This window comes from Streptomyces sp. HNM0645 (genome assembly GCF_030056615.1).
GTDB lineage: Bacteria > Actinomycetota > Actinomycetes > Streptomycetales > Streptomycetaceae > Streptomyces > Streptomyces marianii.
On the sequence record NZ_JASHLT010000007.1, the window covers coordinates 84,893 to 106,596 of the forward strand.

Consider the following 21,704-nt stretch of genomic DNA (forward strand, 5'->3'; position numbering starts at 1 on the left):
CCCGCGCGAGGGGATGCACGCCGGACGGTCGTCGGGAACCAGCCGAACACGCAGTGGATTGGCACTCCGCTTGACCGAGTGCTAATCCCGGTCATAGTCTCGGCTCTGGCACTCCCCACCGGAGAGTGCCAACACAGCGACGGGCAGGTCCGGCACCCGCGACGACGGATCCACCTGGTCGCCACCTCAGACAGTTGAACCCCGTGAGATCTCCGAAGGGGGAGGTCGGATCGTGACGACCACCAGCTCCAAGGTTGCCATCAAGCCGCTCGAGGACCGCATCGTGGTCCAGCCGCTCGACGCCGAGCAGACCACCGCCTCTGGCCTGGTCATTCCGGACACCGCCAAGGAGAAGCCCCAGGAGGGCGTCGTCCTGGCCGTCGGCCCGGGCCGCTTCGAGAACGGCGAGCGTCTTCCGCTCGACGTCAAGACCGGCGATGTCGTGCTCTACAGCAAGTACGGCGGCACCGAGGTGAAGTACAGCGGCGAGGAGTACCTCGTCCTCTCGGCCCGCGACGTGCTCGCGATCGTCGAGAAGTAGTTCACCGCAGATTTGCTCAGAGCCGCGCCCCTGGCCCCCGCTGATGATGAAGCCGGGCGGCGGGGGGCGCGGTTCGCTTTGAGAGGACTTGAGAAGCTCCATGGCGAAGATCCTGAAGTTCGACGAGGACGCCCGTCGCGCCCTTGAGCGCGGCGTCAACAAGCTCGCCGACACGGTCAAGGTGACGATCGGCCCCAAGGGCCGCAACGTCGTGATCGACAAGAAGTTCGGTGCCCCCACCATCACCAACGACGGTGTCACGATCGCCCGTGAGGTCGAGATCGAGGACCCGTACGAGAACCTCGGCGCCCAGCTGGTGAAGGAGGTGGCGACCAAGACCAACGACATCGCGGGTGACGGCACCACCACCGCCACCGTGCTCGCCCAGGCCCTGGTTCGCGAGGGTCTGCGCAACGTCGCCGCCGGTGCCTCCCCGGCCGCCCTGAAGAAGGGCATCGACGCCGCGGTCAAGGCCGTCTCCGACGAGCTGATCGCCACCGCGCGCCCGATCGAGGAGAAGTCCGACATCGCCGCCGTCGCCGCGCTGTCCGCCCAGGACCAGCAGGTCGGTGAGCTGATCGCCGAGGCGATGGACAAGGTCGGCAAGGACGGCGTCATCACCGTCGAGGAGTCCAACACCTTCGGTCTGGAGCTGGACTTCACCGAGGGCATGGCCTTCGACAAGGGCTACCTGTCGCCGTACATGGTGACCGACCAGGAGCGCATGGAGGCCGTCCTCGACGACCCGCACATCCTGATCAACCAGGGCAAGATCTCCTCCATCCAGGACCTGCTCCCGCTGCTGGAGAAGGTCATCCAGGCCGGCGCCTCCAAGCCGCTGCTGATCATCGCCGAGGACGTCGAGGGCGAGGCCCTGTCCACCCTCGTCGTCAACAAGATCCGCGGCACCTTCAACGCGGTCGCGGTCAAGGCCCCCGGCTTCGGCGACCGCCGCAAGGCGATGCTGCAGGACATGGCCACCCTCACCGGTGCCACCGTCATCTCCGAGGAGGTCGGCCTCAAGCTCGACCAGGCCGGTCTGGACGTGCTGGGCACCGCCCGTCGCGTCACCGTCACCAAGGACGACACCACCATCGTCGACGGCGGCGGCAAGAGCGAGGACGTGGTCGGCCGCGTCGCGCAGATCAAGGCCGAGATCGAGGCCACGGACTCCGACTGGGACCGCGAGAAGCTCCAGGAGCGCCTCGCGAAGCTGGCCGGCGGCGTGTGCGTGATCAAGGTCGGCGCCGCCACCGAGGTGGAGCTGAAGGAGAAGAAGCACCGTCTGGAGGACGCCATCTCCGCGACCCGCGCCGCGGTCGAGGAGGGCATCGTCTCCGGTGGCGGCTCCGCTCTGGTCCACGCCGTCAAGGTGCTGGACGGCAACCTCGGCAAGAACGGCGACGAGGCCACCGGTGTCGCCGTCGTGCGCCGTGCCGCCGTCGAGCCGCTGCGCTGGATCGCCGAGAACGCCGGCCTCGAGGGCTACGTCATCACCGCGAAGGTGGCGGAGCTGGAGAAGGGCAACGGCTTCAACGCCGCCACCGGCGAGTACGGCGACCTCGTGAAGGCCGGCGTCATCGACCCGGTCAAGGTCACCCGCTCGGCCCTCGAGAACGCCGCCTCGATCGCCTCCCTGCTTCTCACCACCGAGACCCTCGTGGTGGAGAAGAAGGAGGAGGAGCCGGCGGACGCGGGCCACGGCCACGGCCACGCCCACTGACCCGCAGCGGTCTCCCGTCCGTCCAGGACGTACGAAGGTCCCCGCTCCCTCCCGGGAGCGGGGACCTTTCCCGTGCGCTGGCCGGGTGCCTCGGCCGGGCCGGAGCGCCGGCCGGGGTCACGGCCCGGTGGTCACATCTCCAGTGCCCCGAGTTGCCCCATCAGCCCGAGCCGGTCGTACTGCCACCAGCCCTCGCAGATCAGGCCCTCGTGGAGCCGGTGGACGGTCGTGCCGGTCATCGAGGCCTGCCTGCCGGTGGGCGCGAGGCCGAGGAACTCGCCCGTGTGCGTGCCCTCCCACGTCCACCGGGTGCAGACGCGGTCGGCCTCGGCGACCTGGTCCTCGACGGTGAAGGTGAAGTCGAAGGCGTCCCGCCACATCGCGACCTCGCGGCGGAAGGCGTCGACCCCGATCACGTCCGGCGAGTTGGCCGGGTCGTGGTCGTGGTAGTCCCGGGTGAGCAGTCCGTCGAGGAGGCCGGGGTCACCGGGAAGGGCCTCGAAGAACCGGGCGCACAGGCCCTTGTGCAGCTGCTCATCGCGGATGACCTCCAGGTCGGTGAAAGTCGGCATGCGGTCGCACAGCGCCACCATCTCCTGGAAGATCCGGTCGGTCTCCGGGAGGTTCGAGTTCCGCATCGCGTCCTCGTACGAGGGGAACTCGACGATCTCCACCACGTGGGTCCCGTCGGAGCGGTCCTGGGCGAGGAGGCTGTGGGTGGCGGTGCGCCTGCCCCTGGTCTGTTCGACCCAGGTGTCCAGGAGCTGGTTGAGCTCGTCGACGCGTTCCGTCTTGCAGTCGATCATCTGTACGAATGTCATGGCGTCTCCCGGCGGATCGGGCGCTGCGTCGGATGCCTCCAGTCTAGTGAAATGCGGGCATTCTGCCTCGATTTGCCCTGTCGGGAGAGGCTCGGGTGGAGCGGGCGGCCTTCCGGACGGAACGCCTAGGCCGAGCGGTCCAGCAGCGAGGGGACGACCGGCTCGGCGAAGGGGCGGCCCAGCGCGTACCCGGACGGACCGACCGTGCAACCCCATCCGGTACCCGGCTGCACGGTCCGGACCGCCCCCGTTCTCCGGCTCCGCCCTCCAAACCCGCTCACCCGCACCTCCGCCCCGCAGGGCACGACCGGCCCGCGACGGGACACGCTCCTCGTCCGCACCCGCCTCGCCCACGGCCGAGCCGATCCCGCATCCGCCATGGCCCCCACCGGGGTCGGGACCGGCGGCGCAGCCTCACGGTGACCCGGCAGGGCCGCATCCTCAGGTGACCCGGCAAGGACGGGACTACCGCGGTCCGTACTTGCGGCCCGCCCTGGAGCTGACCCCGCCCAGCAGACCGCGCGGGGCCAGCTTCACCATGCCCATCAGCGCCTTGTAGCGCGGATCGGGGACCGACAGCGTCTTGCCGCGCGCCAGATCGGCGAGCGCTGACGACACCAGCTTGTCGGCGTCCAGCCACATCCAGCCCGGGATGTTGTCCGTGCCCATCCCCGCCCGTTCGTGGAACTCGGTGCGCACGAACCCCGGGCAGAGCGCCATCAGCCGAACCCCGGTGCCCGCCAGGTCCCGGGCCGCGCCCTGGGTGAACTGCACGACCCATGCCTTCGACGCCCCGTACGTGCCGCGCGGCACGAACGCGGCGACCGAGGCCACGTTCACCACTCCGCCCCGGCCCCGGTCGCGCATGGGCGCGGTGGCCGCGGCCGTCAGCCGCAGCACGGCCTCGCAGTGCACCTTGAGCATCCGCAGTTCGTCGGCCATGGAGACCTCGAGGAAGCGCCCCTTGTTGCCGAACCCGGCGTTGTTGACGAGCAGGTCCACCGGTCGCCTGCGTTCGTCGAGCCGCTGTTCCACGGAGGAGATGCCGTCGTCCTCGGCCAGGTCGGCGGTCAGTACCTCCGCCTCGATGCCGTGCCGGTCGTGGAGTTCGGTGGCCTGCTCCTGGAGGCGCTTGGTGTCCCGGGCGACCAGGACCAGATCGTGCCCGTCCGCCGCGAGCCGCCGCGCGAACGCGGCCCCGATGCCCGCGGTCGAGCCCGTGATGAGTGCTGTCGTCATAGGCGGCACGTTAGTGCGCCGCGTGCACGGGCGCCGTGCGAGTCCGGCCGCGGTGCGGGACCGTCAGCCCTCCCGGCGGGCACGGGAGGCGGGGTGTCGCCCGGCCGGACGGGGTACGGGAGCCGGCGGTCAGCCGTTCCGGTGGGGTACGGGTAACGGGCCGTCACCCGTCCGTCCGGGAAGGCCGCCCGGCGGTTGCGGAGCACGCCGGCCCGCCCGGGAGCCGGGCCGCCCGGCGGTGTCCCCGCCGCCTGCCCCGTCCCGTCCGGTCTGCGGCCGCGCCCGCCGTCGTCCCGACCGGCAAGTGCCCGTCGCTCCCCGGCCCCGCGTCTCCGCCCCGCGTCTCCGCCCCGGCCTCTGCCCCCGGCCCGCGGGCAGAGGCACGCCGGAGCTGCGTCAGCCGCCGTGTTTCTCCGCGTACTCCCGGGCGACCTCCAGCAACGAGGACTCCATCCACGGCGCCGCGACGAGCGTGCGCGGCAGCAACTCCCGTTCCAGCGTGGCCGCCCTGAACAGCAGCGCGACGGTGATGTCGTGGTCCGGACGGTGCTCGACCTGCACCGGATCGCCCGCCCGGAGCGTCCCCGGTTCGATCACCCGCAGCAGCGCCCCCGGCTGCCCCGCCCGGGTGAAGCGCCTGACCCAGCCCTTCTCCCCGAGGTGTCCTTGGAAGGTGTTGCAGGGCACCCGGCCGCCCGTGACCTCGAGGACCACTCCCGATCCGATGCGCCAGCGCTCCCCGATCAGCGCTGCGTTCACGTCAAGACCGGTGGTCGTCAGATTCTCCCCGAACGCGCCGTCCGCCAGCGGCCGGCCCAGCTCCCGCTCCCAGCGGTCGAGGTCCTCGCGGGCGTAGGCGGTGACGGCCCGGTCGTCGCCCCCGTGGAAGCGGGGGTCGCCGATCCCGTCCCCCTCCACACCGCTCGCGCCGGCACCCCCCGGCCCGGGGGCGATGACCCGCACCGGGCCCGCGACGGGCCGCTTGTCCACACCGCTGAGGCCGGAGGCCGCCGAGGTGTGCTCGACGGCCCTGAGCCGCCCCACGTTCACCGAGAGAAGTTCCATGCCCCGACGCTAATCCGACCCACCCAAAGCATCCATCGAATATTTCACCAGCGCCCCAAGTGTCCCTTATGCTCGAGGAGTGATCGAAGCCCGCCATCTCCGTGTCCTGCGTGCCGTGGCCGCCACCGGCTCCTTCTCCGCGGCGGCCCGCGAACTGGGCTGCACCCAGCCGGCCGTCAGTCAGCAGATGAAGGCCCTGGAGGCGTCCGCGGGGACGCCGCTGCTGGTCCGCACCGGCCGGGAGATGCGCCTCACCCAGGCCGGGGAGGCGCTGGTGCGCCACGCGGCGGGCATCCTGGCCGGGCTCACCGCGGCCGAGGAGGAGGTCGCCGCGATCGCCGGGCTCCGCGCCGGCCGGGTCCGGCTGGTGTCGTTCTCCAGCGGCAGTTCCACGCTGGTGCCCACCGCCCTCGCGGCCCTGCGCGCCGCGCACCCGGGCACGCGCGTCTCACTGGTCGAGGCGGAGCCGCCCCGATCCGAGGAGATGCTGCGCGAGGGGGACTGCGACGTGGCGCTCGCGTTCCGGTACGGCGCCGGAGGTACGGAGTGGGCGGATCTCGTCGTACGGCCGCTGCTCAGCGACCGGCTGGTGGGGCTGGTGCCCGAGGGGCACCGCCTCGCCGACGCGGGATCCGTCTCCATCGCGGACCTCGCGGACGAGCCGTGGATCGCCGGGTGTCCCCGCTGCCGCCGCCAGCTCGTGGCGGTCTGCGAGGAGTCGGGGTTCACCCCCAGGATCGACTTCGCCACGGACGACTACCCGGCCGTGGTCGGGCTCGTCGGCGCCGGTCTCGGCGTCGCGGTGCTGCCGGAGCTCGCGCTCGAATCCGTGGTGCCCAAGGGGGCTCGCACGGTGGCGGTGGAGCCCTCCGTCCACCGCGAGATCGTCGCCCTGACCCTGCCCGATCTGGCTCAGGTGCCCGCGGTCGCGGCCACGCTGGACCGGCTGGCCCTGGCCGCCGCTCGCTGACGCGACGAGACGCCACCCCCGGTGCCCGCCGTCCCGAGCTGGACCGTCCCGGATGTGGCCCGAGCGATGCAGGAACGTTTCTTCTCAAGTCGTTGACGGCTCGTTCAGCCGTGCGGCGCGCCCCCCGCGCCCCCCGCCGGGATCAGTCGGTGCCGAGCCCGCCCCATGAGCTCCTCGCGTTCGTCCTCCGTCAGTCCGCCCCACACCCCGTAGGGCTCCCGGACCGCGAGTGCGTGCGCCGCGCACTCCGCGCGTACCGGGCACCTCATGCAGACCTCTTTCGCCGAGTTCTCGCGCGCACTCCTTGCCGCGCCGCGTTCCCCCTCGGGATGGAAGAAGAGTGAGCTGTCTACCCCACGGCACGCTGCGAGCAGCTGCCAGTCCCACAGATCGGCGTTCGGTCCGGGAAGGCGGGAGAAATCTGCCATAGCGCATGTCCCCTTGTAGCCGTGCTGAGTGGTTCTGAGCTCCGACCGTACATCTACGGTGTAAGTAGATGTAAATATGACTCATTGCGAATCTAGTCGCAGACACCAACAAATGGGAAGAAATGAAGCTAAATGGGGCATAGAGGTCCATCTGACATGCAGTTGAGCTGTGTCGCTCTCCTCCGTTCGCAGGTCCTCACGTAGAGTGCCGAAGGTGCCCGGCCCACCCGTAACTCTTTCGAGTGACCGTCGTTGAGAGGGCGGAGGCGGTTGAGAGAACAAGCGCTCGGGCAAAAGTCCGGGGGCGTCAACCGCACAGGTGACGATACGTAACCAGCCTGGAGGCTCAAGGTGACGCGCATCAGCTGCGGAGGGCGGCCATGACATCCGTCCTCGTCTGCGACGACTCCCCGCTCGCCCGAGAGGCGCTCCGCCGCGCGGTGGCAACCGTGCCCGGCGTCGAGCGCGTGACGACCGCGGCCAACGGCGAGGAAGTCCTCCGCCGCTGGGGGGCCGACCGCTCGGATCTGATTCTGATGGACGTGCGCATGCCCGGACTGGGCGGCGTCGAGACGGTCCGCCGGCTCCTCTCCGCCGACCCCGGAGCCCGGATCATCATGCTCACCGTCGCCGAGGACCTGGACGGCGTCGCGCTCGCCGTCGCCGCCGGCGCCCGTGGGTACCTGCACAAGGACGCCTCGCGCGCCGAACTGCGGGCCACGGTCACCCAGGCCCTCGCCGACCCGACCTGGCGGCTCGCCCCGCGCCGGCTGCGCTCGGCCGAGATGGGTGCCGCGCCGACCCTCACGGCCCGGGAGATCCAGGTGCTCGAGGGCATGAGCCACGGCAGGTCCAACGCCGAGATCGGGCGTGAGCTGTTCCTCTCCGAGGACACGGTGAAGACGCACGCCAGGCGGCTGTTCAAGAAGCTGGGCGCCTCGGACCGGGCGCACGCCGTCGCGCTCGGATTCCGCTGGGGCCTGGTCCGCTGAGCGGTGCCGGGTGGAGCCGGGACCGGTCCCGGCGGGCGAACCCTAGGGGCGCGCGGCCGTCGTGCACGCGACGCGCGCCCGGGGCCCTGTCGCACGGGCCACACGGGCATCGTGAGTCCCGCCCGTCGTACGGTGGGCGGGACGGCGGACGACGGAGGGCGCACGTTTCCCGCGCGATGCCGCATCCTTGAGTTGTGGAGTTCCTCGGGGACGAGTCGGTCGAGCGCAAGGGGAGGGCGCAGGAGATGAGTTCCGGCGCACCTGCTCATAACGCTTCGGTGCACAACTACGGACGCGGTGCCATGGATCAGCGGCAGCCAAGGCACCATGGACCGATGCGGGACGACGAGGCGGCGGCTGCCCAGGGGGCCATCGGTGCCCTCGTCCAGCGTGCCGTCGACGGCGACGACCAGGCCACACACGATCTGCTGGCCCGGGTCCACCCGCTCGCGCTGCGGTACTGCCGCACCCGGCTGAGCCGGCTGCCCGGTGACGCCCGTCACTTCGTCGAGGACCTCGCGCAGGAAGTCTGCGTCGCGGTCCTCATGGCGCTGCCGCGCTACAGGGACACCGGCCGTCCCTTCGAGGCTTTCGTCTTCGCGATCGCCGCGCACAAGGTCGCCGACCTGCAGCGGGCCGCAATGCGGCACCCCGGGTCCACCGCCGTGCCGTCCGACGAGATGCCGGAGCGGCCCGACGACTCGCTCGGTCCCGAGGAGCGCGCGCTGCTCAGCGACGACGCGGAGTGGGCCAAGCGGCTCCTCGCCAGTCTCCCGGAGAACCAGCGCGAGCTGCTGGTGCTGAGGGTCGCGGTCGGGCTCACCGCGGAGGAGACCGGACAGATGCTCGGCATGTCGCCGGGTGCGGTCCGCGTCGCGCAGCACAGGGCCCTCAGCAGACTGCGGGCACTCGCGGAGCAGTAGCGTGGAGGGCGGCGGCTGAACCGCACGAGCGCCACGTCCGTACGTACGAACGTACAAAGCTGCTCGGTGATCTTGATCGTGGAATGAGGCACCTTCGGATCCCGTTAGCATGGACATCCGCACCGATCAAGGCCATTTGGGGAAGGTGTCATGACTGCATACGTCGACGGAGTGCCCGAGAAATTCGCGACACTCGGGCTGACCTACGACGACGTGCTGCTTCTGCCCGGCGCGTCCGACATGGCGCCCGACCAGATCGACGCCTCCTCGCTCGTCTCGAAGAACGTCCGGGTGAACATCCCGCTGCTGTCCGCGGCCATGGACAAGGTCACCGAGTCCCGGATGGCCATCGCCATGGCCCGCCAGGGCGGCGTCGGCGTGCTGCACCGCAACCTCTCCATCGCCGACCAGGCCAACCAGGTCGACCTGGTGAAGCGCTCCGAGTCCGGCATGGTCACCGACCCGATCACGGTGCACCCGGACGCGACGCTCGCCGAGGCGGACGCGATCTGCGCCAAGTTCCGCATCAGCGGCGTTCCCGTCACCGACGCGGCCGGCAAGCTGCTCGGCATCGTCACCAACCGCGACATGGCCTTCGAGACGGACCGCTCCCAGCAGGTGCGCGACGTCATGACCCCGATGCCGCTGGTGACCGGCAAGGTCGGCATCTCCGGCGTGGACGCCATGGAGCTGCTGCGCCGCCACAAGATCGAGAAGCTTCCGCTGGTCGACGACGCGGGCATCCTCAAGGGCCTCATCACGGTCAAGGACTTCGTCAAGGCGGAGAAGTACCCCAACGCCGCGAAGGACAAGGACGGCCGGCTCATCGTCGGTGCCGCCGTCGGTGTCGCCGGCGACGCCTTCGAGCGCGCCCAGGCCCTCATCGAGGCCGGAGTCGACTTCATCGTCGTCGACACCGCCCACGGCCACTCCAAGCTGGTCGGCGACATGGTCGCCAAGATCAAGTCGAACGCCCCGGTCGACGTCATCGGCGGCAACGTCGCGACCCGCGACGGCGCCCAGGCGCTCATCGACGCCGGCGTGGACGGCATCAAGGTCGGTGTCGGACCCGGGTCGATCTGCACGACCCGGGTCGTCGCGGGTATCGGCGTCCCGCAGGTCACCGCGATCTACGAGGCGTCGCTGGCCGCCAAGGAGGCGGGCGTCCCGGTCATCGGCGACGGCGGCCTCCAGTACAGCGGCGACATCGCCAAGGCCCTGGTCGCCGGTGCCGACACGGTGATGCTCGGCTCGCTGCTCGCCGGCTGCGAGGAGTCCCCGGGCGAGCTGCTCTTCATCAACGGCAAGCAGTTCAAGTCCTATCGCGGCATGGGCTCGCTCGGCGCGATGCAGTCCCGAGGTGACCAGCGCTCCTTCTCCAAGGACCGCTACTTCCAGGAGGGCGTCGCCTCCGACGAGAAGCTCGTCCCCGAGGGCATCGAGGGCCAGGTGCCCTACCGCGGCCCGCTCTCGGCGGTCGTCCACCAGCTCGTGGGCGGTCTGCGCCAGTCGATGTTCTACGTCGGCGGCCGCACGGTGCCTGAGCTGCAGGACCGCGGCCGATTCGTCAGGATCACATCGGCGGGTCTCAAGGAGAGCCACCCGCACGACATCCAGATGACGGTCGAGGCGCCGAACTACAGCAGGAAGTAGCGCGAACCGCCGCAGGTGGCGGCGGGAGCGTTTCCGCAGGGGCGGTTCCGGGGATTCCCGGGACCGCCCCTGACACCTGTGTCGGGGATACTGGTAGGCGCAGACGTAGAGGGAAAGGCCACACATCGTGACTGAGATCGAGATCGGGCGCGGCAAGCGCGGCCGCAGGGCGTACGCGTTCGACGACATCGCCGTCGTACCGAGCCGGCGCACCCGGGACCCGAAGGAGGTCTCGATCGCGTGGCAGATCGACGCCTACCGCTTCGAGCTGCCGTTCCTGGCCGCGCCCATGGACTCCGTCGTCTCCCCACAGACCGCGATCCGCATCGGTGAGCTGGGCGGACTGGGCGTACTGAACCTCGAGGGCCTGTGGACCCGGTACGAGGACCCGCAGCCGCTGCTGGACGAGATCGCCGAGTTGCCCGCGGAGAGCGCGACCCGCCGTCTGCAGGAGATCTACGCCGCCCCGATCAAGGAGGAGCTGATCGGGCAGCGTCTGAAGGAGGTGCGCGACTCCGGCGTCGTCACGGCCGCCGCCCTGTCGCCGCAGCGCACCGCGCAGTTCTCCAAGACCGTCGTCGACGCGGGCGTGGACATCTTCGTCATCCGCGGCACGACCGTCTCGGCCGAACACGTCTCGGGGGCGGCCGAGCCGCTGAACCTGAAGCAGTTCATCTACGAACTCGACGTCCCGGTCATCGTCGGCGGCTGCGCCACCTACACGGCGGCGCTGCACCTGATGCGCACCGGCGCGGCGGGTGTCCTCGTCGGCTTCGGCGGCGGCGCCGCGCACACCACCCGCAATGTGCTGGGGATCCAGGTGCCCATGGCGACTGCCGTCGCGGACGTCGCCGCGGCCCGCCGCGACTACATGGACGAGTCCGGCGGCCGGTACGTCCACGTCATCGCCGACGGCGGTGTCGGCTGGTCCGGCGACCTCCCGAAGGCCATCGCCTGCGGTGCGGACGCCGTGATGATGGGCTCCCCGCTGGCACGCGCGACGGACGCGCCGGGCCGCGGCCACCACTGGGGCATGGAGGCGGTCCACGAGGACGTGCCGCGCGGCAAGCTCGTCGACCTGGGCATCGTCGGTACGACGGAGGAGATCCTCACCGGTCCGTCGCACACTCCCGACGGCTCGATGAACCTCTTCGGCGCCCTGCGGCGCGCCATGGCGACGACGGGCTACAGCGAGCTCAAGGAGTTCCAGCGCGTCGAGGTGACGGTCGCGGACTCCCAGCACAAGCGCTGACGGTCCGGCCGGGCCGTACGCACGGGAGGGGTCCGGCACCGTCGAGGTGCCGGACCCCTCCCGTTGCCGTGCGCCGGTCAGGCCGGACGCCGGCGGTGGCGGCGGGCGTTCACTCCGTCGCCTTCTTGGCCCCGGCGAAGGCGGCGAAGGCGGCCAGTGCGAAGAAGACGAAGGTCATGAAGTCCTTGCTCGCGCTCCAGGCGTCCGTCATCAGCCCGAAGTTGTCGAAGAACATCTCGGACGCGGAGACCTTCAGTTCCTTGCCGACGATGATCGCGATGGCGAGGAGCTGGCCGAGGTAGACGGCGCCGAGCGCGAGCACGGCTCCGGCGACGGGCAGCACCGCGTTGCGGCCGCCGAGCTTGCCGGCCGCGAAGCCGACGAGGAAGCCGACGCCGATGGCGGCCCAGCCGATCTCCCGCTCGATCGCGCCCGCGACACCGCCGTAGACGCCGCCCGCGACGAGTGCCGCGACCAGGGCGGCGACCAGGCCGAGACCGACGTTGCCGCGGGCGGGTGCGGGCGCCGGGACGTCCGCGCCGATGACGGGTGCGGGCGCCGGTGCGGTGCCGTCGGCGAACGGAGTTCCGGACGGCGAGGCGGCCTGCTCGGACGGCGGAGTGGACTGGGACATGCTGGTGTTCCCCCCAAGGAAACGCTGTAGTGCACTGATGTGCGACACGTGGCGCTGGAGGCTAGCACCCGGGTCCGACAACGCACACACGAATTCCGGCGGGGGCCCGCGGGGTCACAGACGGTGCGCCGCGCCCGCCGGGGAGGCTCCCCTGGTGTCCAGGAAGATCTGTGCCTTCACGGCCAGTCCCTGCAGGTCGTACGTGCGGTGGTGCTGCAGCAGCACGGTGAGGTCGGCGTTGGCCGCGGCCTCGTACAGGGAGTCGACGCGGGGCACGGGACGGCCGTTCACACGCCAGTCCGTCACATAGGGGTCGTGGTAGCCGACCGAGGCGCCCAGTTCCATCAGCCGGTGCGCGATCTCCGGGGCGGGGGAGCCCTGCCGGTCGGCGAGATCCGGCTTGTAGGTGACGCCGAGGAGGAGGATCCGGGCGGCGCGGGCCGACTTGCCGTGCTCGTTCAGCAGGGTCGCGCAGCGCTGGACGACGTAACTCGGCATGCGTTCGTTGATCTGGCCCGCGAGCTCCACGAGCCGCAGCGAGCGGTGGGGGCCGACCGTGTCGACGGGGAGACCGTGCCCGCCCACCCCGGGGCCGGGGCGGAACGCCTGGAACCCGAACGGCTTGGTCTCGGCGCAGCGGATGACGTCCCACAGGTCGACGCCGAGGTCGTGGCAGAGCACCGCCATCTCGTTGACCAGGGCGATGTTGACGTGCCGGAAGTTGGTTTCCAGGAGTTTGACGGCCTCCGCCTCGCGCAGTCCGCGCGCGCGGACCACCTTGTCGCTGACGCGGCTGTAGAAGGTCGCCGCCGACTCGGTGCAGGCGGGCGTCAGGCCGCCGATCACCTGCGGGGTGTTGGCCTGGCCGTGGGCGCGGTTGCCGGGGTCGAGCCGGCCGGGGGAGTACGCCAGGTGGAAGTCGGCGCCCGCGCGCAGCCCCGAGCCCTCTTCGAGGATCGGCCGCAGATAGCCCTCCGTGGTGCCGGGCTCCACGGGCGACTCGAGCAGCACGGTGGTGTGCGGCCGAAGCCGTGCGGCCAGCGCCCGTGCGGCCGCGCCGACCGCCGTGAGATCGAGCCTGCGGTCCGGGCCGAGGGGGGTCGGCGCACAGATGACGGCGGTGCGCACCCGGCCCAGCTCGGCGGCGTCGGTGGTGGGCCGGAAGCCCCCCGAGAGCATCCGGCGGATCTCCGACGCGCTGAGGGAGCCGTCCACGGGCGGACGGCCCGCGGCGAGTTCGGCGGCGGGGCGGGGATCGGGGTCGTAGCCGATGGTCCCGATGCCCGCGGCCGCGGCGGCCTGGGCGAGGGGCAGTCCGAGGTGGCCGAGTCCGATGACGGCGAGATCTGCGGGCATGGCGGTGAGCCGTCCTTCCCAATAGCCGAAGGGCACGTGACGCGCAAGTCCTGTGGACAGAACGAGCAGGGGCAATGTCAGACTAGGAGTAAATATGACCGATATGCGGTATTGCGCGCGTCGGGTCGCCCGAGTGTTGTCCACAGGCGGTGGCTGAAGTCCGGGAGTGCGGACAGAATCGAGTGTGTGGGCCAGACCAATGGGGGCGACGGGAGGCACCGTGAGGACAGCGACACTGGGACCGGCGCAGCGCGCCGAGGCCCTGGCCGCGATGGCGGAGCGCGAGCTGGACGTACTGGTGGTCGGCGGCGGAGTGGTCGGCGCGGGGACCGCGCTGGACGCGGTGACGCGCGGGCTGTCCACCGGAATCGTCGAGGCGCGTGACTGGGCGTCGGGCACGTCGAGCAGATCGAGCAAGCTGATCCACGGCGGGCTGCGCTATCTGGAGATGCTGGACTTCGCGCTGGTGCGGGAAGCACTCAAGGAGCGCGGGTTGCTGCTGGAGCGGATCGCCCCGCATCTCGTGAAGCCCGTGCCCTTCCTCTATCCGCTGAAGCACAAGGGCTGGGAGCGGGTCTACGCCGGAGCGGGCGTCGCGCTGTACGACACGATGTCGGTTTCCTCGGGCCACGGCCGAGGTCTGCCCGTCCACCGCCATCTCGGCCGCAGACACGCCCTCCGGGTGGCCCCGTGCCTGCGGAGGGACGCTCTGGTCGGTGCCCTGCAGTACTACGACGCCCAGATGGACGACGCCCGTTACGTGGCGACCCTGGTGCGCACGGCCGCCTCGTACGGTGCGCACGCCGCCAGCAGGGCACCCGTCATCGGCTTCCTCCGCGAGGGGGAGCGCGTCGTCGGCGCCCGGGTGAAGGACATCGAGACGGGAGGGGAGTACGAGATCAGGGCGAAGCAGATCGTCAACGCCACGGGTGTCTGGACCGACGACACCCAGGCCATGATCGGCGAACGCGGCCAGTTCCACGTCCGGGCCTCCAAGGGCATCCACCTCGTCGTGCCCAAGGACCGGATCCACTCGACCACGGGCCTGATCCTGCGCACCGAGAAGTCCGTCCTCTTCGTCATCCCCTGGGGGCGGCACTGGATCGTGGGCACCACGGACACCGAGTGGGACCTGGACAAGGCGCACCCGGCAGCCTCCAGCGCCGACATCGACTACCTTCTGGCGCACGTGAATTCGGTGCTCGCCGTGCCGCTCACCCGCGACGACGTCGAGGGCGTGTTCGCGGGGCTGCGACCGCTCCTCGCCGGGGAGTCGGACGCCACGAGCAAGCTCAGCCGCGAGCACACGGTGGCGCACCCGGTGCCGGGGCTGGTCGTCGTCGCCGGCGGAAAGTACACGACGTACCGGGTGATGGCGAAGGACGCCGTGGACGAGGCGGTGCACGGGCTGGACCGCCGGGTGGCGGAGTGCGTCACTGAGGACGTGCCGCTGCTGGGAGCCGAGGGCTACCGCGCCCTGTGGAACGCACGGGCCAGGATCGCGGAGAGGACGGGCCTCCACGTCGCCCGCGTCGAGCACCTGCTGAACCGGTACGGGTCGATGACCGAGGAACTGCTGGAACTCGTCACGGCCGATCCGGGGCTCGGTCGGCCGCTGACCGGGGCGGACGACTACCTGCGGGCCGAAGTCGTCTACGCCGCCTCCCACGAGGGGGCACGGCACCTCGACGACGTGCTCACCCGGCGGACCCGCATTTCCATCGAGACCTTCGACCGGGGCACGCGTTGCGCGCGGGAGTGCGCCGACCTGATGGCCCCGGTGCTCGGCTGGGACAAGGGGCAGATCGAGAAGGAAGTCGAGCACTACGAGAAGCGGGTGGAGGCCGAGCGGGAGTCGCAGCTGCAGCCGGACGACCTGACGGCCGACGCGGCGCGGCTGGGCGCGCCGGACATCGTCCCGATCTAGGATCCTGCGGAATCCCCTTCTCCGGAGCCTTCCTGACGCTCAGTGGACCCGGGAGCTTCCCCAGTCCTGGAGTGAGAGAGAATGGGGGCTCTTCCAGGGCGGGTTACCGCATCGCGCGGGAGCGGCGGGCGCGGGCGAGGATCAGGGATCGCAGAGGGGACGCATGTCGGAGGCGGAGCAGTCGCGGGACACGACACGGGAACCCCTTCGGGACGCGCAGCCGGAGGGCGGACACGCCACCGGCGCGGACCCCGCGGCGAGTTCGGCCGCGGAGCGGTCCGAGCATCCGGATGCGGGCTCCGGCTCCCGTGACGGCGGTTCGGGTGGGACCGCGGACAGGGGCACGGCGCGGGACTCCGCGCCCGGTGCGTCGGACGACGGTGCCGGCCGGGGCGGGCGGGACGGTGGCACCGGTTCGGTGGACGCGGCCGGGGACGCAGGGCCGGAGACCGGGCAGGCCGCGGCCGGTCCCGAGGCCGCGGCCGGTCCCGAGCCCGGTGACGGGCCCGGCTCCGATGGCGCGAACGCGCCCGCGGCCGACGCCGGTACGCGTGCGGAACCGGCTGCGGGGCAGGCGAACCTGATGAAGGACGGTGGGTCACAGAGCACGGACCGGCGGCCGGACCCGGCGGACCCGGCGAAGCGTGGTGCGGCGCGGGACGCGACCGGTGACGGCGGATCACGGGATCCGGACCGCGGTGCCGGGGCGGGCGCCCCCGAGGACGCCGAGGCCGACCCGCGGCGTGCCGGTGCCGAGGCCGCCGAGGGCGGGGGCACACGCGGCCCGGCGAAGGAACCGGCGGGCCGGAGGGCTCCCGTGCGCGGTGACGCGAAGGCCGCGGAGGCGGGCTCCGGCCCGGCCGGCCGGCCGGGCGGGGCGAAGGCCGCGGGGTCCTCGTCGCGACGCGGACCGACCACGGAGGGGCGGCTGTTGGCCGGCCGGTACCGGCTGGGAGGCGTTCTCGGACGCGGCGGCATGGGCACCGTCTGGCGGGCCGACGACGAGACGCTCGGCCGCACGGTGGCCGTGAAGGAACTGCGCTTCCCGAACAGCATCGACGAGGACGAGAAGCGCCGCCTCATCACCCGGACCCTGCGCGAGGCGAAGGCGATCGCCCGGATCCGCAACACCGGCGCCGTCACGGTCTACGACGTCGTCGACGAGGACGACCGCCCGTGGATCGTGATGGAACTCGTCGAGGGCAAGTCCCTCGCCGAGGCCATCCGGGAGGACGGCCTCCTGACGCCCCGGCGGGCAGCCGAGGTCGGTCTCGCCGTCCTCGACGTCCTGCGCTCCGCGCACCGCGAGGGCATCCTGCACCGCGACGTGAAACCGTCCAACGTCCTCATCTCGTCGGACGGCCGGGTCGTGCTCACCGACTTCGGCATCGCCCAGGTCGAGGGCGATCCCTCGATCACTTCCACCGGCATGCTCGTCGGCGCGCCCTCGTACATCTCCCCGGAGCGCGCCCGGGGCCACAAGCCCGGTCCGGCCGCCGACCTCTGGTCGCTGGGCGGACTGCTGTACGCGAGCGTGGAGGGCTGCCCCCCGTACGACAAGGGTTCGGCCATCGCGACGCTGACCGCCGTGATGACCGAGCCGCTCGATCCGCCGAAGAACGCCGGGCCGCTGGAGGAGGTCATCTACGGCCTGCTGGCCAAGGACCCGGCGCAGCGGCTCGACGACGCCGGCGCCCGGGCGCTGCTGCGGAACGTGGTCGACTCCCCCGAGCCCCCGGCGGAGCCGGAGCCCTCGCCGGGGGCGACCCGCGTCGTGGCCCTGCCCCCCGTCCCGCCCGAGCCGGCCGTCCCCAGCCGGGACCGAGCCAGGGAGACCGCGCCCGCGGCGGCCGAGCGGGTCCGCGGAGCGCTGCGCTCCGTCCGGAACGCGGCGAAGAGCGATGTCGTGCAGACCGAGGGCAAGGACGGCGCCGCCAAGCCGCCGTCGGCGCCCGCGGCCGACCGGACGGCTCCCGTGCGGGCGCCGCTCACCGACGTGGTGCCCCGCCGCACACTGGTGGTCGTCGCGGTCGTCGCAGCGCTCGCGATCCTGTCCACCGTGCTCGTCGTCGCACTGGGCGGGGACGGGGACAAGGGCGGGCAGAACAAGCCGAAGAGCGACACCACCTCCGCCGGGAGCGCCGCGGGCGGCGACGCCGAGGGCGACGGCGGTGCCACCGGCGACAGCGGACGGAACGACGAGGGCAAGGGCGACAGTCGGCCCACGGGCGACGCCGGCGAGGACAACGGGAGCACGGACACGGGCGGGGCGCAGCCGTCCGGCGGCACGGACCCCGGAGCCTCCGAGGGGAACGTACTCCCCGCCGGGTACGCGATGGTGTCGAACGATCAGTTCCACTTCACCATGGCGATGCCGAAGTCGTTCCGCCGCACCGGTACCGCCGGCCAGAGCTCGGGTGCGATCTTCAGTGTGGACGGCGGTTTCCCGCGCGTCCAGGTCGACTTCACCGACAGCCCCAAGGGCGACGCCGCGGCTGCCTGGAACGCCGCGCTGTTCGCGGTGAGGGGCAGCAGCAGCGGTTACGAGCACCTCGGGATCAAGCCCGTCGAGTACAAGGGCTATCCGACGGTCGCCGACTGGAGCTTCGAGCGGAACCAGGGCGGCCAGCGGGTGCGTGTGCTCAACCGCGGCTTCAAGGTCGACGCCCGCCGCGGCTACTCGATCATGATCAGCTGCAAGGCGAGCGAATGGGACGGCGCGGAGTGCAGCACGCTGCGCAAGACGGCGTTCGCCACGTTCGCCCCGAAGGACTGAGAGGTTCGCCCCCAAGGACCGGGCAGGCCACGTATCGTGAGAGGTCGTGGACCGTACGCAGCCGCAAGAGCCCGGTGAGTGACCGGAATTGATGGTGTCGTACGGTCCCCCGGGACCGGGGGCGGGGCTCTGACGACCAGGGCCGCGCACACGACCGACCGTGGCACCGGTTCGAGCACGCCCGGTGGGGAACCCCACCGACGGGCAGGGGGCAACCGGGCCGGGAACGCTGCACGCTGGTGGGGAGGCGTCGTGGACGACTACGCGGGAAGGGTGCTGGCCGACCGCTATCGGCTTCCCCTGCCGCCTGCCGACGAGTACGAACTCGTCGAGACGCGTGCCTTCGACACCTACAGCGGCCAGGAAGTCCTCGTCCGGCAGGTCCCGCTGCCCGAGGTCGTCGAGGCGGAGGTGCTCGACGACCGGGGTGGCGCCGGCGTGCCCCCGCCACGCCGGGCCGCGGGGCGCACCACCCGCCGGCCGACCGACCCGGCGGTGCGGCGGGCCGTCGAGGCGGCGCAGGCCGCCGCGCAGATCCCCGACCATCCGCGGCTCGACCAGGTCTTCGACGTGTTCGCCGAGGACGGGTCGCTGTGGATCGTCAGTGAGCTGGTCGCCGCACGGCCGCTCGCCGCGCTGCTGGCCGAGAGGCCGCTGAACCCGTACCGGGCGGCGGAGATCGGCTCGGACGTGCTGACGGCCCTGCGCGCCCTCCACGCGCACGGCTGGACCCACCGGAACATCACCGTCCGCACGGTGCTCGTGTGCGACGACGGCCGTGTCGTGCTGACGGGACTCGCGGCGGGCGCGGCGGAGGAGGCCCTGTGCGGGTACGCGCCGGTCCCGGAACCGGTCGCCGAGGTCGAGGAGGCCGAGCCGGCGGATCCGCCGTACGGGGCGCCGTACCCGCCCTACGCGCCGCCGTACGCGACGGGGCCGGCTCCGCTGGGGCCCGGCGGTCAGGAGCTCCCGGGCCCGGGGACGGACGCGACGGAGCCCTACCGGGGCCGGCCGTCCCCCGAGCGGCTGCCCGCACCTCCGTCCCTCCCTGACCGGGTGCCCGGACCGGCCGTTCCCGGACCCGGCGGCGCGGTGGACCGGTACGCCCCTCCCGCGTACGGCCACGGATTCGGCGCCGGCCCGGACGACGCACGTGCCGCGCGGGCCGGTGCGATCGCCGCCTACCGGGCCGGGGCCCGTGCCGCCGCCCGGCTCAGCGAGGAGAGCCGGCAGGGGCCGGCTCGCGACGACGGCGACCAGGACCGGGCCGGCGACGGCGGTCCGGGCGCCGGTCTGCACGGCGACAGCCGGTGGGCCCTGCCCGGCGGCGGTGCCCCCGGCTCCGAGGGCCCTCGTCCCGGGGGCGGCACCGGGGCCGGCGAGCGGCGTGCCGCCGAGGACGGCGCTCTCTTCGACGGTGACGACGCCGGACCGACGGCCGATCCCGAGGGCCTCCGGTGGCAGGCCGCGGACGACGAGGGCACCCACGGCGCAGGCGAGGCCGTCAGGTTCCCCGGCCGCGCCGCGACCGGCCCCGCCCCCGGTGGGCCCGACGGCACCGGCCGCCCGCCCGGCGGCGACGGCCCGACCGGCGTGCACGGCCACGGCGACCGCGTCGGCGGAGGCGCGCTGCCGCCCGCGGGTCGTTCGACGGACGGCATCGGCCGGCTGCACCACCCCGGTGTGAGGGACGAGTGGGACGCACCCGAGGGATCCGGTACGCCCCCCGGCACCGCGGTGCCTCCGCTCCGGCCCGGTCCGGCCCTGCCCGCTCCCCGCGACGGGTCGCCCGCCCCGCAGTGGTGGTCGCGGCCCGCGGACGCCGAAGCGGCCGACGCCGACGAGCACGACGATCCGGACGGCGGCCCCCAAGGCGGTCCGCACGAGGACCCGCCCGGCGGTCCCCGCCGGGTCCGGCTCGCCGGCATCTGGCGCGACGGCCCCGCCTCGGACGGCGCCGCCCCGGTCCCGGCCGGTGGCAGCGCGGCCGCCTACGGCGGCAGCGCCCGCGACGCCCTGCGCGCCGACGCCCGGCGGGGGACCGACGCGGACGCCGGCGCGCGGCCCGTCCCCGCAGGCCGCTGGGACGAGGTCGTCGCCGCCGGAGCGACCCCGGAGCCCTACCGGGGTCCCACGACGCCCCTCGCCGCCGAGCGCGCCCGCCAGACCCGGATCGCGGTCGTCGGAGCGGTCACCGAGCGCTGGGCACCGGAGCAGGCGGGTCCGGTCCACGAGAACTGGCAGCTGGCACCGCCGATCGGCCCGGCCACCGACCTGTGGGCGCTCGGCGCTCTGCTCTACCGCGCGGTGCAGGGCCATGCCCCGTACCCGGAGGAGCACCCGGCCGAGCTGGTCCAGCTGGTCTGCGCGGAACCGCCGGCGTTCGCCGAGGAGTGCGGCCCGCTGCGTCCGGTCGTGGAGTCGCTGCTGCGTCAGGACCCCACCGAGCGGCCGGACTTCGAGGAGCTGCGCGGCTGGCTGCGTTCGCTCGTCCGTTCCGCCCCGGAACCCGACGCGGGCACCGAGGTGGTCCCGCTGCCCTCGGTCGACGGCACCCGCCTCCCCGTCGTGCGGCGCAGGGGCGAGCTGGTCCGCAGGCGACGCGGCGGCTCCGCCGAACTCCGTGGCCGGCACCGCCACAAGAAGCCCAGGGAGTCCAGGGAGTCCAGGGAGTCCAGGCAGCCCGGGGAGTCCGGGGAGCGGCCGGCGCGCAGCCCGCGCTCACTGGGCCGGACGCTGCTCCTCCTCATCCTGCTCGCGCTCGCCGCCGCCATCGCCTACGCCGTGCTGTTCATGCCCAGGGCCGGCCCCGGGGCCGCGCCGTCCTCCCAGCCGGCCGCTTCCTCGTCCCAGGGACCGGACCGGCCGGGGGGCCCGGGCGGCGAGGCAGGCGGTGACCCGTCGCCGGACGGGAAGGGGCCGCAGACCTCCGCGCCCGCCGTGGACCTCGCCGACGGCTACGTCGTGCGCGTGGACCCCGAGGGCTTCCGGATCGGCGTCGACAAGACCTGGCAGCGCAGCCCGGTCAACGACAGCGGCCAGGTCCGTTACGTCGGCGGGGACTTCACGCTCATCGTCGTCCCCGGCCGGGACACCGTCGGGGCGAACGGATCCGACCCGATGGCGTACCAGCGCGACAAGGAGCGGGAGCTCCAGCCCTTCCGCGACTCGTCCTGGTCCACGGCCTCCGGGCTGCGCCGGATCGACGTGGGCAAGCAGGCCATGGCGGAGGGCCAGTTCACCTGGCAGGACGGCACCGGACGCGAGGTGTACGTCCGCAATCTCGCCATGATCGTCGGCGACAGGTACCACGTGCTGCAGGTGATCGGCCCCGCGGACCAGCGGGACAAGGTCACCGAGATCTACCAGCAGGCCACGACCGCCTACCGCGCCCGGAGTTGACC

Annotated in this window: 16 protein-coding genes; 10 read left to right on the forward strand and 6 right to left on the reverse strand. The window is 72.5% G+C overall.

The genetic code is table 11. The features are described 5' to 3' along the window. Nucleotides 1-232 precede the first annotated feature (232 nt). Together groES and groL are read left to right on the forward strand one after the other, a co-directional pair. Nucleotides 233-541 carry a co-chaperone GroES gene (gene groES, locus QMZ92_RS06375; protein WP_017949608.1) on the forward strand — a complete coding sequence of 103 codons (309 nt, stop codon included), beginning with the start codon at nucleotides 233-235 and terminating at the stop codon, nucleotides 539-541. Between the two features lie 100 nt (nucleotides 542-641). Next, a complete protein-coding gene (gene groL, locus QMZ92_RS06380; RefSeq protein WP_283296224.1) occupies nucleotides 642-2,264 on the forward strand; it encodes a chaperonin GroEL in 1,623 nt (540 codons plus the stop codon). Nucleotides 2,265-2,395: 131 nt separating this feature from the next. On the opposite strand, the gene QMZ92_RS06385 is transcribed toward groL, so the two are convergent. The 3 genes from QMZ92_RS06385 to QMZ92_RS06395 all read right to left on the reverse strand — a co-directional run bounded on the left by QMZ92_RS06385 (nucleotide 2,396) and on the right by QMZ92_RS06395 (nucleotide 5,389). Then, on the reverse strand, nucleotides 2,396-3,085 hold the full coding sequence (locus tag QMZ92_RS06385; protein WP_283296225.1) for an ester cyclase: 690 nt from the start codon (nucleotides 3,083-3,085) through the stop codon (nucleotides 2,396-2,398). 465 nt (nucleotides 3,086-3,550) lie between these two features. Beyond that, nucleotides 3,551-4,324 (reverse strand): SDR family NAD(P)-dependent oxidoreductase, encoded by a 774-nt coding sequence (locus tag QMZ92_RS06390; protein ID WP_283296226.1) that lies wholly within the window; start codon nucleotides 4,322-4,324, stop codon nucleotides 3,551-3,553. A gap of 396 nt (nucleotides 4,325-4,720) precedes the next feature. After that, on the reverse strand, nucleotides 4,721-5,389 hold the full coding sequence (locus QMZ92_RS06395) for an MOSC domain-containing protein (RefSeq protein WP_283296227.1): 669 nt from the start codon (nucleotides 5,387-5,389) through the stop codon (nucleotides 4,721-4,723). Nucleotides 5,390-5,468: 79 nt separating this feature from the next. On the opposite strand from QMZ92_RS06395, the gene QMZ92_RS06400 reads away from it, so the two are divergent. Further along, a complete protein-coding gene (locus tag QMZ92_RS06400) occupies nucleotides 5,469-6,359 on the forward strand; it encodes a LysR family transcriptional regulator (RefSeq protein ID WP_283296228.1) in 891 nt (296 codons plus the stop codon). Between the two features lie 104 nt (nucleotides 6,360-6,463). Here QMZ92_RS06400 and QMZ92_RS06405 read toward each other — a convergent pair whose 3' ends face one another. Then, on the reverse strand, nucleotides 6,464-6,787 hold the full coding sequence (locus QMZ92_RS06405; RefSeq protein ID WP_017949599.1) for a WhiB family transcriptional regulator: 324 nt from the start codon (nucleotides 6,785-6,787) through the stop codon (nucleotides 6,464-6,466). A gap of 380 nt (nucleotides 6,788-7,167) precedes the next feature. Here QMZ92_RS06405 and QMZ92_RS06410 point away from each other — a divergent pair, with 380 nt between their 5' ends. The 4 genes from QMZ92_RS06410 (at nucleotide 7,168) to QMZ92_RS06425 (ending at nucleotide 11,607) form a co-directional block, all read left to right on the forward strand. Continuing rightward, entirely contained in the window at nucleotides 7,168-7,779 is a 612-nt protein-coding gene (locus QMZ92_RS06410) for a response regulator transcription factor (protein ID WP_003948568.1), read from the forward strand. A 335-nt stretch (nucleotides 7,780-8,114) separates the two neighbouring features. Then, the gene (locus QMZ92_RS06415; protein WP_017949598.1) at nucleotides 8,115-8,702 is read left to right on the forward strand and encodes a sigma-70 family RNA polymerase sigma factor; all 588 of its coding nucleotides are present in this window, start codon (nucleotides 8,115-8,117) and stop codon (nucleotides 8,700-8,702) included. A 150-nt stretch (nucleotides 8,703-8,852) separates the two neighbouring features. Continuing rightward, the gene (gene guaB / locus QMZ92_RS06420) at nucleotides 8,853-10,355 is read left to right on the forward strand and encodes an IMP dehydrogenase (protein ID WP_269728858.1); all 1,503 of its coding nucleotides are present in this window, start codon (nucleotides 8,853-8,855) and stop codon (nucleotides 10,353-10,355) included. A gap of 127 nt (nucleotides 10,356-10,482) precedes the next feature. Continuing rightward, nucleotides 10,483-11,607 carry a GuaB3 family IMP dehydrogenase-related protein gene (locus tag QMZ92_RS06425; RefSeq protein WP_138053617.1) on the forward strand — a complete coding sequence of 375 codons (1,125 nt, stop codon included), beginning with the start codon at nucleotides 10,483-10,485 and terminating at the stop codon, nucleotides 11,605-11,607. A gap of 109 nt (nucleotides 11,608-11,716) precedes the next feature. On the opposite strand, the gene QMZ92_RS06430 is transcribed toward QMZ92_RS06425, so the two are convergent. Continuing rightward, complete coding sequence (locus QMZ92_RS06430) at nucleotides 11,717-12,241, reverse strand: hypothetical protein (RefSeq protein ID WP_283296229.1); 525 nt, start codon at nucleotides 12,239-12,241, stop codon at nucleotides 11,717-11,719. Nucleotides 12,242-12,355: 114 nt separating this feature from the next. Further along, nucleotides 12,356-13,597: a nucleotide sugar dehydrogenase gene (locus QMZ92_RS06435; protein ID WP_283296230.1), complete on the reverse strand. Its 1,242-nt coding sequence runs from the start codon at nucleotides 13,595-13,597 to the stop codon at nucleotides 12,356-12,358. A gap of 220 nt (nucleotides 13,598-13,817) precedes the next feature. Here QMZ92_RS06435 and QMZ92_RS06440 point away from each other — a divergent pair, with 220 nt between their 5' ends. From QMZ92_RS06440 to QMZ92_RS06450, 3 genes are all read left to right on the forward strand, one after another. Beyond that, nucleotides 13,818-15,524, forward strand: a complete 1,707-nt coding sequence (locus QMZ92_RS06440) for a glycerol-3-phosphate dehydrogenase/oxidase (protein WP_283296231.1) — start codon at nucleotides 13,818-13,820, stop codon at nucleotides 15,522-15,524. A 163-nt stretch (nucleotides 15,525-15,687) separates the two neighbouring features. Beyond that, the gene (locus QMZ92_RS06445) at nucleotides 15,688-18,300 is read left to right on the forward strand and encodes a serine/threonine protein kinase (RefSeq protein WP_283296232.1); all 2,613 of its coding nucleotides are present in this window, start codon (nucleotides 15,688-15,690) and stop codon (nucleotides 18,298-18,300) included. Between the two features lie 252 nt (nucleotides 18,301-18,552). Beyond that, nucleotides 18,553-21,702 carry a serine/threonine kinase C-terminal domain-containing protein gene (locus QMZ92_RS06450; protein ID WP_283296233.1) on the forward strand — a complete coding sequence of 1,050 codons (3,150 nt, stop codon included), beginning with the start codon at nucleotides 18,553-18,555 and terminating at the stop codon, nucleotides 21,700-21,702. Nucleotides 21,703-21,704 lie beyond the last annotated feature (2 nt).

Coding starts and splice junctions, on each gene's coding strand:
- QMZ92_RS06435 (WP_283296230.1), bottom strand. CDS start 13,597: ATGCCCGCAGATCTCGCCGTCATCGGACTCGGCCACCTCGGACTGCCC.
- QMZ92_RS06395 (WP_283296227.1), bottom strand. CDS start 5,389: ATGGAACTTCTCTCGGTGAACGTGGGGCGGCTCAGGGCCGTCGAGCAC.
- QMZ92_RS06410 (WP_003948568.1), top strand. CDS start 7,168: ATGACATCCGTCCTCGTCTGCGACGACTCCCCGCTCGCCCGAGAGGCG.
- guaB (WP_269728858.1), top strand. CDS start 8,853: ATGACTGCATACGTCGACGGAGTGCCCGAGAAATTCGCGACACTCGGG.
- QMZ92_RS06430 (WP_283296229.1), bottom strand. CDS start 12,241: ATGTCCCAGTCCACTCCGCCGTCCGAGCAGGCCGCCTCGCCGTCCGGA.
- groL (WP_283296224.1), top strand. CDS start 642: ATGGCGAAGATCCTGAAGTTCGACGAGGACGCCCGTCGCGCCCTTGAG.
- QMZ92_RS06390 (WP_283296226.1), bottom strand. CDS start 4,324: ATGACGACAGCACTCATCACGGGCTCGACCGCGGGCATCGGGGCCGCG.
- QMZ92_RS06405 (WP_017949599.1), bottom strand. CDS start 6,787: ATGGCAGATTTCTCCCGCCTTCCCGGACCGAACGCCGATCTGTGGGAC.
- QMZ92_RS06385 (WP_283296225.1), bottom strand. CDS start 3,085: ATGACATTCGTACAGATGATCGACTGCAAGACGGAACGCGTCGACGAG.
- QMZ92_RS06415 (WP_017949598.1), top strand. CDS start 8,115: ATGCGGGACGACGAGGCGGCGGCTGCCCAGGGGGCCATCGGTGCCCTC.
- QMZ92_RS06445 (WP_283296232.1), top strand. CDS start 15,688: ATGTCGGAGGCGGAGCAGTCGCGGGACACGACACGGGAACCCCTTCGG.